The following is an 8,276-nucleotide window of genomic DNA, read 5'->3' on the forward strand; positions in this document are numbered from 1 at the left end:
CCTATGGAGGATCTGAGGGGTAGGATAAGGGAGCTCACCCTCAAGCTGGTGGATCTCTACTCGGAAAGGATGAGGCTCGTCGAGGAGATAGGTAGGTTGAAGAGGGAATCCGGTGTTCCGGTGAGGGACTCGGAGGTCGAGAGGGAGCTCTGGAGGGATGTGAGGGAGAGGTGCAGGGAGAGGGGGCTGGACGATTGGAGCTGCAGTAGACTCTTCAGATTCATAATAAGCGCCTCCATAAGGGCCCAGATCCCAGAGGAGGGGGATGCCGGTCCCCATCTCGAGGTCTTCAGGAGGGCCAAGCAGCTGGAGAGGAGGGGGGTCAGGATATATCACCTGGAGGTGGGGGAGCCTCCCTGGTCCTTCCCCCCTTGGGTCTTGGATGAGATGCTGAGGGCCATAGGGGAGGGGAGGACCAGGTACGGCACCTCGACGGGCTCAGAAAGGTTCAGGAGAGCTGCCAGTGATTGGATCAGTAAGAGGGATGGAGTCGATAGCGGACCCGAGAACATCATAGTGACCCCTGGATCGAAGTTTGCGATCTACTCGATCCTAGCTTGCTTCCTTAGGCCCGGGGACAGGCTGGGCGTGATGATACCGGCCTGGCCGGCTTACAAGGGGATGGCATCCAACCTGGGACTTGAGTTCATCCAAGTGACCTCCTTGGATGAGCTCTGGAAGATGAAGGGGATCGGGGCCTTCCTGGTCTGCTCCCCGAACAACCCGGATGGGAGGGTCTGGAGCAGGAGAGAATTGGAGGAGCTGGCCGACTTCCTCAACGAGAACGATGCTCTGCTTATAAGCGATGACGCATACGCTGAGATATCGCTCGTGGACAGGGTCCCTCCCTCGAAGGTATACGAGAGGACTTTGAGCGTGAACACAATGTCAAAGGCATTCGGGATGACGGGCTTCAGGGTGGGCTACATAAAAGCGAGCGAGAGCATGATATCTGCGCTCTCCAAGTACATGAGCCTGACCATAAGCAACGTCCCCGAGTTCATACAGGAGGCGTCGGCCTCGGCCCTCGAGAGGGGCGAGGGGTGGGTGAGCGAGGTCAGGGAGCTGCTCAGGGGCTACCTGAGGAGGGCGCTGACCGATCTCTCAGGAGCTCCCCTGGAGTACAAGGAGCCTCAGGGAGGGCTCTACATATTCCCAAGGGTTCAAATAGATGGTTTCGACTCGATGGAGTTCGCCTCACGCATCCTCGAGGAGAGGGGGATAGCCATAGCTCCAGGGTCGGGTTTCGGACCTTTCAAGGAGTGGATAAGGATAACATTCGCTAGCGAGGGCGCCGATCAAGGATTAAGACTCCTCAAGGAGGCCCTTCTCTCTTGGAGATCCTGATAGTGGGAGCCGGGGCCATGGGCTCCCTCTTCTCCAGATACCTGAGCGAGAGGCATGAAGTTTACGTTCACGACGTGGATCGGACTAAGGCTGAGGAGCTCTGCAGTAAGCTGAACGTCAAGCATCAGCTGGAGCTGAGGAACCTGGGGAAGTTCGATTCCGCCTTAGTTTGCGTCCCTATATCAAAAACAGCGCTCATCGTAGAGATCTTGGGTGAGGAGATGAGGAGAGGCAGCACAATCATGGAGATAAGCTCCGTTAAGAGCCCCGTGATGCCCTCCATGAGGAGGCTGGGGCCCCGGGGTATCCTCGGGATATCATTTCACCCCCTCTTCGGGCCTGGCCTGAGGGACTTGAGCCGCGGTAAGGCTGCCGTCGTGGAGGTCAGGGACATCGGGGCTGAGCTCTCCTACCTATCTTCCCTCTTCCCATTTGAGCTGATCCCCATGAGCTTGGAGGAGCACGATAGGGCCATGGCCTGGCTCGGATTGGTGCACCTGATCACTAACGCTTTCCTCTCCTCATCGGACGGCTACGCAGATCTGCTCAGCTCGGCCAGCACCACCACCACGTCCTGGTTCCTGAGGGTGGCCGCGGCCACCCTGACACAATCGGAGGATCTCAGCCAGGAATTGATCACTCAGAACCCATACTTCGAGGATTGCCTCAGGGAGTTCCTGAAGGAGCTGGGATCGAGGGACTTCAGGAGGCTGAGGAGGAGGATGAGGAGGTGGCTGGATAGGATCGACCCCAAGGAGGCTTATGGAGCCCTTTATGGCACTTGATCACTCCTCATATATCTCAGCAGGATTTTCGTCCGTACTGGGAGGCACTTCCTCCTCCAACGCCTCCTTCAGATAAGCGGGGAGGCTGAATAACGCATAGTGCACCTCTGGGAGGTAGAATCTCGTCCTCCCCTTCAGCCTCTCCTCGAACCTCCTCTCCAGGGTCACCCTGTCCAGCTCCGGAGGCACCATGCAGTCCGATCCGAAGGAGAAGGACCACTCGTCCGTGAAGGATGGCACGTAGGCCTTGGCCACAGCATGCTTCCTGAAGACCTCCCTCACGGCCCTGTATATCCTCTGAAAAGTCAGCCTGTTCACGTGAACACCCTCGCTGTGCGTCACCATGAGGCCCCCATCCCTTATCAGCCTTCTTACCATCTCGTAGAACTCCTTCGTGTAGAGCCTCACGGCCTGACCGTAGGGATCGGTCACGTCCAGTATCACAGCATCGTACCTCTCCTCACAGCTCTCCACATACTTCCTTCCGTCCCCTATCACGAGCTTGAGCCTACCATCCTCGAAGGAGTCCCCTGGAACCTCCGGGAGGTTCCTCCTGATCGTCTCGATGACAGATCTGTCAAGCTCTACCATCGTCACCTCCTCGACGGGATGCTTCAGGACCTCCCTCAGGGCTCCCCCATCCCCTCCCCCTATTATCAGCACCCTCTCCGGCCTCTCCAGGGAGAGGAGGGCGGGGTGAACAAGGGACTCGTGGTAGATGAACTCGTCGTAGAGCGAGAGCATTATTATGTGCTCTATGAAGAGGGACTTACCGAAAAGCTCCAGATCCAAGGTCTCAACGAGTTGCCCGGCCGGGGTGAATTCGGAGGAGATGATCTCGTTGACCACCTGAAGGGTCGCCATGTGCGGCCCAGCATGCTCCAAGTAGAGGAGGTGCCCGTCTATGTTCCTCAGCCCGGGCTTGGGTAACCTGAGGGGCATAAAGCGTGAGGTAGACATCATTAAAAAGCTGATGGGTGAGATGCTCACGGTTTGTAGAGTCCAGCCACATCTCTCGGGTCTCCAGAGATGATCTCAGCTATCAGGGGAGTTCCATCTGCATCCAGATCCGAGGGGAGGAGCCTTGATGTCTCCCTTCTCGTCTTCCCTGCCACGATCACTATGAAGGTAGATCCTTCGCTCTTGACACTCACTAATCCATTCCCCTTCTCCAGCAAGCCCTTTTCCGTCTCATTCAGCATTTTGGAGGCCACGTTCATCGGCATGTACCTGTCCGTCGGGGCCCTGTGACCCCCGAGCACTATGACGAGGTCGTAGTCTGAGAAGAGGCTGCTGTTGCTTATCCTGAAGACCATCAGCCCGGAGGCATTGGAATAGGATCTTATGAGTTCTCTGGAGAGGCTCCAGTCTATCTCGTTGCTGTATATCGCCACCCTCCTGGCCCTGACGCTGAGAGTTATCTCGTGCATCTTGCTCACCTGCCCTCCCCTGAGCAGGATCCTGACTCTTCCGGATGCGCTCACCTCTGGCAGGGGTCTCATGATCACGCTGATGTTGAAGGGAGGCCTCCCCTTCGGGGGGTTCAGTTCCACATTCAGCCAGTCCGGTGCCTCGAGCAAGGAGGCCGTCACCTCGCCGCTGAAGTTCCCGGTCGGTACCAACTTAAGCTTCAAGACCTCGGTGAATCCTCCCCTCAGATCGGCCTCGCTCGGGCCAATCACAGCGAATCCCTTCCTCTCCAGAACGGTCAACCTAAGGGTAACGTTCCTGCTTATGAGTCCCATGGCTGAGATCGTCAATGTGTACGTGCCTCCCGGTGCGTACTCGGGCACGCTCAGGTTGAGGGTGCTCACGAAGGAGGGATATCCCCCCTCAGGGGAGAGCGTGTAGTTGAGGAAATCAGGGGCCTGAACCCTCAGGGACACGGCTGACCCGAGGTACCCGTTGACGTAGACTTTCAGGACGGATGACCCCCCCTGAGATACCTTCACATCGCTCGAATCGAGCCTCAGCTCAAGAGATGCTGGCTCATAGCTCAGCTCGATCCTGGGCTTGCTGGCGGACAGCTCCGAGTAGAAGTGCAGGTAGCCCTCATCACCCTCAGCCACCTTGACGATGAACCAGCCGGTCGAGTTGATCTCCCCATTCACCAGAGCTTGGAAGTAGTCCTTCATGTCTATCCTGAGCTCACCAGATACAGTTTTAGCCTCACCGACCTTTCTGAGAAGGTCTCCTCCGGGAGTCAGCCAGCTCTCATACCTGCTGGCTGCCAACCAGCTCACAGAGAGTATGTCCGGCTCCCTGGCGAGCTCCCAGACCTCCACCCTCACGCCTGAGTGGTTGACCACCCTCAGCACCAAGCTGGCCTCCTCCACCTTTGAGCCCTTGGGCACGCTCATGAGTCCGATGAGATCGAAGCCCATGATGGCCCTCGACTCATTGTAGCTATCACCGGCCCTGAGCCTGAGGACCTTCAACACCTCACCGTGGAAGCTAGAGCCCGGAGCCCAGCTCGTGATGTAGCAATCCACCGTGGCTTGAAGGGTTACGGATTCCGCGAGGGAAGCGGGGATGGGGAGCAGAAGTATTATTGCGATGGCCAGGAGCAGCCTAGCAGACCTTCCCATAGAACTCAGGCCTCCTATCCAAGAATATGTCGTTGAGCTCATTGATCCTCTTGTCATCGGCCAGCTTTGGGTCTATCTCCACCACCGCCACGTGCTCCCCCTCCTCAGGGGCCTGAGCCAGCACGTTCATCCTCGGATCCGCTATCAAGCTCATGCCGTAGTACCTAAGCCTCTTACCTCCCCTCTCCTCGGAACCGCTCCTGTCGGCCAGCACCACGAAAACCCTGTTCTCGAGGGCTCTCACGGGATCCGCCTTGGGTGCGTAGGGCATCACGAGGCACGATGGGTGCGCTATGACCTGAGCCCCCGATAGGGCCAGGGTCCTAGCTGATTCTGGGAAGATCCAGTCGAAGCATATCATGATGCCAACCCTCATGCCGGCAAGCTCAAAAACCCTGAAGCCCGTATCGCCGGGGTCGAAGAGAAGCTTCTCCTCGAAGAAGAGGTGGGTCTTCCTGTAGACACCCCTCAAGTCCCCGTTCTCATCTATGGCAACTGCCGAGTTGTAGACCCTATCCCCCTCCCTCTCGGCGAAACCGGCGACTACAGCCGTTGAATGCTCCGCCGCGAAGCGACTCATGCTCCTCACGGTGAAGCCATCAGGCCCCTCGGAGAGCCTCAGGACCTCCTCCCTGGAGAGGAAGAGATAGCCCGTGTTGAACAGCTCCGGGAAGACAAGGAGATCCGCTTCAACCTTTGAGGCCAGCTCTATCGCCCTTCTCACGTTCCTCTCAACAATACCAAATTCCGGATTCGTCTGCACGAAGCCTACTCTCCTCATGGTGGCCTCGCGAATTGAGTTAGCCGGCCAAGATAACCTTTACGGGGCGGAGCTCTCCGACTCTCCCGTGAGATCAGGTGCATCGATGCAGCTGGCTAGAATCGCTTCCAGCATCGGATAACGGTGGCGAGGCATTCATGCCAGCATCTCCATGACTATGATCAGAATTATCCCTGTCAGCACTAGTCTCCTTCCCTTGTAGCTGAATATATCGCTCCCCCAGAGCACGATCCCCAGCGCTATCAGGGTCCCCGCCAGGATCCTCCCTATTGTGAGCGCGGAGGACCTCAGCATGTTTAGCAGCTCTATCACCGCATCCGTGAGCCCCTTTATGGAATCCTCCATCCAGGAGAACGGGTTCTGGGCCTCAGCCGCTATTATTGGGATGATCGCCAGAGACAGGAGGGCCAGCATGAGGACTCGCGGGATCATCGATCACTCACTCGCTGCGGGATTAAATTTCCCGATAATCCTTCAAATTTAGCTGAATGTTTCGCGAATCCCTCAGATCATCTCGCTGGGCGGGGCCCACCCTCATGGATCGCGAGATGCCACCATGTCGTTCAGCGATCACGAGGGCCACCTCTTCCTCCTGCCCCTCACGTGGATGAGGTAGTAGACCAGGGCACCCACTATGGGAACCACCGCGATCAACCAGAGGGGGGAGAGCTCACTCAAAGGGATTCCTCTCCCCTCCAGGCTCACCTCCGTCGATGCGACGGCACTACCATGGCTGTAAACAACTATTGTGTAATTTCCGGGTTCAAGTCCCCTTATCAGAACCGGCATGCTCCCTCCAGCCTCCAAGGTCAGGTTCATTCTCCTGACCTCACTCCCGTTCCTCACCACCGAGAGCTCGAGATCCGCTATCACGTCACCCAGGTTTGTCAGGTTGAGCTCAACATCCCCACCCCTGACCCTGGATGAGAGCGAAACGGGAACAGGCATCACCCTGAAACTGATGGAGAGCTCGTTATCAGCGGGATTTAGATCAACGGCATCCAGCGGATCTGCTCTCACCGTGATGACGTGGGTCCCAACGCTCAGCGGCTTCACCCCCAGGGCGAAATCCAAATCCGTCTCATTTCCCGGCCCCAGGAGATCCAGCACCTTCCTCTCGGAAGCATTCCCATCCAGAGAGATCGTGATGTTCACCCCGGTACCTGAGAGCCCCTTGTTTTGGATCCTCAGCTTCCCGGAGATCGGCTCTCCGACGAAGATCCTTTCACCGATCTGAATCCCGGCCACCTCCAAATCGCACGAGGGTCTCACCACCGCGTCGCTCACCGCCCTGTTGAGCAGCTGATCGTCCTTCATCAGCAGGGCCTCCACCCGAAGCTCTCCCACCGTCATCGGTTTGTAGTAAAACTTGACCTCCGAGATCGATTTGGGTGGAACGTATATCTCCTTGATCCCAACATCGCTCCCGTTGATGATTAGCCTGACCCTGACCCTCTCGAAGGGCTCGCTCCTCGGGTTGGGCACGTGGACGGAGATATCGCACTCCTCGCCCTGAACGAGCTCGCCCCTCATCTCTATGAAGGGGTTCACCAGGGGGACGACGATGAAGTTCAAGGAATATCTGTTGTCGCTCATCCTCGGATCTACATACTCCTTGGGGGCCAGCTCTATCGTCAGCTCATGGACGCCCAAGGTCAGCTTCGATGTGTCCAAGCTCGTCACTATCGTCCTGTAACCTCCTGATGGTATCGGGACGGAGCCCATGGAAATGTTCCCGATCAGCCAGTTCTCCTTTGAGAATATGAAGCCGTCCACGTAGAGGCTCACCGTGATCGTGCCTGAGAACTGAGATTGTTCGTTGTTCCCAACGTATATGGTTAGGAGGAGTGGTTGCCCCTGCTGAACCTCCGCGTCGGGAGGGAAGACGGTGACCCTCAGTATCGATAGGTCCCAGCTGGACTGGGATGAGACGATATATGGACTTGCGAACAACACCAGGATCATCAGGAGCAGCTGAACTTTGGGCCTCATTGGGTCACCCACCTCACTGCGGATTAAAATAGCTTTCGATACCACTTCCCCCTCGGGGAAAGTTAAAATAAGGTTCCCTCAGGTGGTGATGGGGTGCTCGCTTTGGGAACGGAGCTGCTTTACATGGACGATTGCTACCTCAGGGAGTTCGAGGCCGAGGTCCTCTCCGTCAACGGTAACAGGGTGCTGCTGAACAGGACCGCATTCTATCCGACGGGCGGGGGTCTTCCGAGTGATACCGGAAAGCTCATCAAGGGCGAGAATGAGTTTGAGGTGATTGAGGTGAGCAAGGAGGGGGATCTCGTCTGGCACAGCCTGGCAGAGCATGAGCTCAGGCAGGGGGACTTGGTCAAGGGGGTGCTCGACTGGGAGAGGAGGTACAGGGTGATGAGGATGCACACCGCCCTGCACGCACTGATAGCGGTGATGAACAGGAGGCACGGCGTGCTGGTCACAGGGAACAAGGTGGGATATGAGAGGAGCAGGGTTGACGTGAACTTGGAAAGGCCCGATAGAGAGCTCGTTGAGGAGGCTATAGACGAGACGAACAGGCTCCTGGCTGAGGGAAGGCCGGTGAAGATATACTACTTGAACAGGGAGGAGGCGATGAGGATACCTGGCATAGTGAAGCTGGCGAAATCCCTTCCCCCTGAAGTGGAGAGGCTCAGAATAGTTGAGATAGAGGGAATAGATTTGCAGGCCGACGGAGGACCTCACGTTAGGAACACCTCTGAGGTCGGGCGGATCGTCTTCTTGGACATAGAGAATAAGGGGAAGAATAAC

At 57.1% G+C, this 8,276-nt stretch carries 8 protein-coding genes; 3 read left to right on the plus strand and 5 right to left on the minus strand.

All coding sequences use genetic code 11. The annotated features are described in order from the left end of the window. The first annotated feature begins 3 nt into the window (after positions 1-3). Entirely contained in the window at positions 4-1,347 is a 1,344-nt protein-coding gene (locus BA066_02605) for an aminotransferase class I/II-fold pyridoxal phosphate-dependent enzyme (protein ID RDD53796.1), read from the plus strand. Beyond that, entirely contained in the window at positions 1,335-2,132 is a 798-nt protein-coding gene (locus tag BA066_02610) for a prephenate dehydrogenase (protein ID RDD53797.1), read from the plus strand. The genes BA066_02605 and BA066_02610 overlap by 13 nt, the downstream gene beginning before the upstream one ends. Here the strand turns inward: BA066_02610 and BA066_02615 are convergent, their stop codons facing one another. The 5 genes from BA066_02615 to BA066_02635 all read right to left on the minus strand — a co-directional run bounded on the left by BA066_02615 (position 2,133) and on the right by BA066_02635 (position 7,493). Beyond that, positions 2,133-3,095, minus strand: a complete 963-nt coding sequence (locus BA066_02615; GenBank protein ID RDD53798.1) for a spermidine synthase — start codon at positions 3,093-3,095, stop codon at positions 2,133-2,135. Positions 3,096-3,118: 23 nt separating this feature from the next. Then, entirely contained in the window at positions 3,119-4,720 is a 1,602-nt protein-coding gene (locus BA066_02620; GenBank protein RDD53799.1) for a hypothetical protein, read from the minus strand. Continuing rightward, positions 4,704-5,501, minus strand: coding sequence for an acyltransferase (locus BA066_02625; GenBank protein ID RDD53800.1), 798 nt, complete (start codon positions 5,499-5,501; stop codon positions 4,704-4,706). Before BA066_02625 ends, BA066_02620 begins: the two co-directional genes overlap by 17 nt. Before the next feature lie 135 nt (positions 5,502-5,636). Continuing rightward, the gene (locus BA066_02630) at positions 5,637-5,933 is read right to left on the minus strand and encodes a hypothetical protein (GenBank protein ID RDD53801.1); all 297 of its coding nucleotides are present in this window, start codon (positions 5,931-5,933) and stop codon (positions 5,637-5,639) included. Positions 5,934-6,071: 138 nt separating this feature from the next. Next, positions 6,072-7,493 (minus strand): hypothetical protein, encoded by a 1,422-nt coding sequence (locus BA066_02635; GenBank protein RDD53802.1) that lies wholly within the window; start codon positions 7,491-7,493, stop codon positions 6,072-6,074. Positions 7,494-7,595: 102 nt separating this feature from the next. Here BA066_02635 and BA066_02640 point away from each other — a divergent pair. Further along, positions 7,596-8,276 (plus strand): alanyl-tRNA editing protein (locus BA066_02640; GenBank protein ID RDD53803.1); only part of this gene is annotated, 681 nt, incomplete at its 3' end.

The sequence above is a fragment of the Candidatus Korarchaeota archaeon NZ13-K genome (genome assembly GCA_003344655.1).
Taxonomy (GTDB): Archaea; Korarchaeota; Korarchaeia; order Korarchaeales; family Korarchaeaceae; genus Korarchaeum.

Excerpts from the sequence above, each read along its gene's own strand:
- BA066_02605 (RDD53796.1), top strand. The coding sequence starts at position 4 with ATGGAGGATCTGAGGGGTAGGATAAGGGAGCTCACCCTCAAGCTGGTG.
- BA066_02615 (RDD53798.1), bottom strand. The coding sequence starts at position 3,095 with ATGATGTCTACCTCACGCTTTATGCCCCTCAGGTTACCCAAGCCCGGG.
- BA066_02620 (RDD53799.1), bottom strand. The coding sequence starts at position 4,720 with ATGGGAAGGTCTGCTAGGCTGCTCCTGGCCATCGCAATAATACTTCTG.
- BA066_02625 (RDD53800.1), bottom strand. The coding sequence starts at position 5,501 with ATGAGGAGAGTAGGCTTCGTGCAGACGAATCCGGAATTTGGTATTGTT.
- BA066_02630 (RDD53801.1), bottom strand. The coding sequence starts at position 5,933 with ATGATCCCGCGAGTCCTCATGCTGGCCCTCCTGTCTCTGGCGATCATC.
- BA066_02635 (RDD53802.1), bottom strand. The coding sequence starts at position 7,493 with ATGAGGCCCAAAGTTCAGCTGCTCCTGATGATCCTGGTGTTGTTCGCA.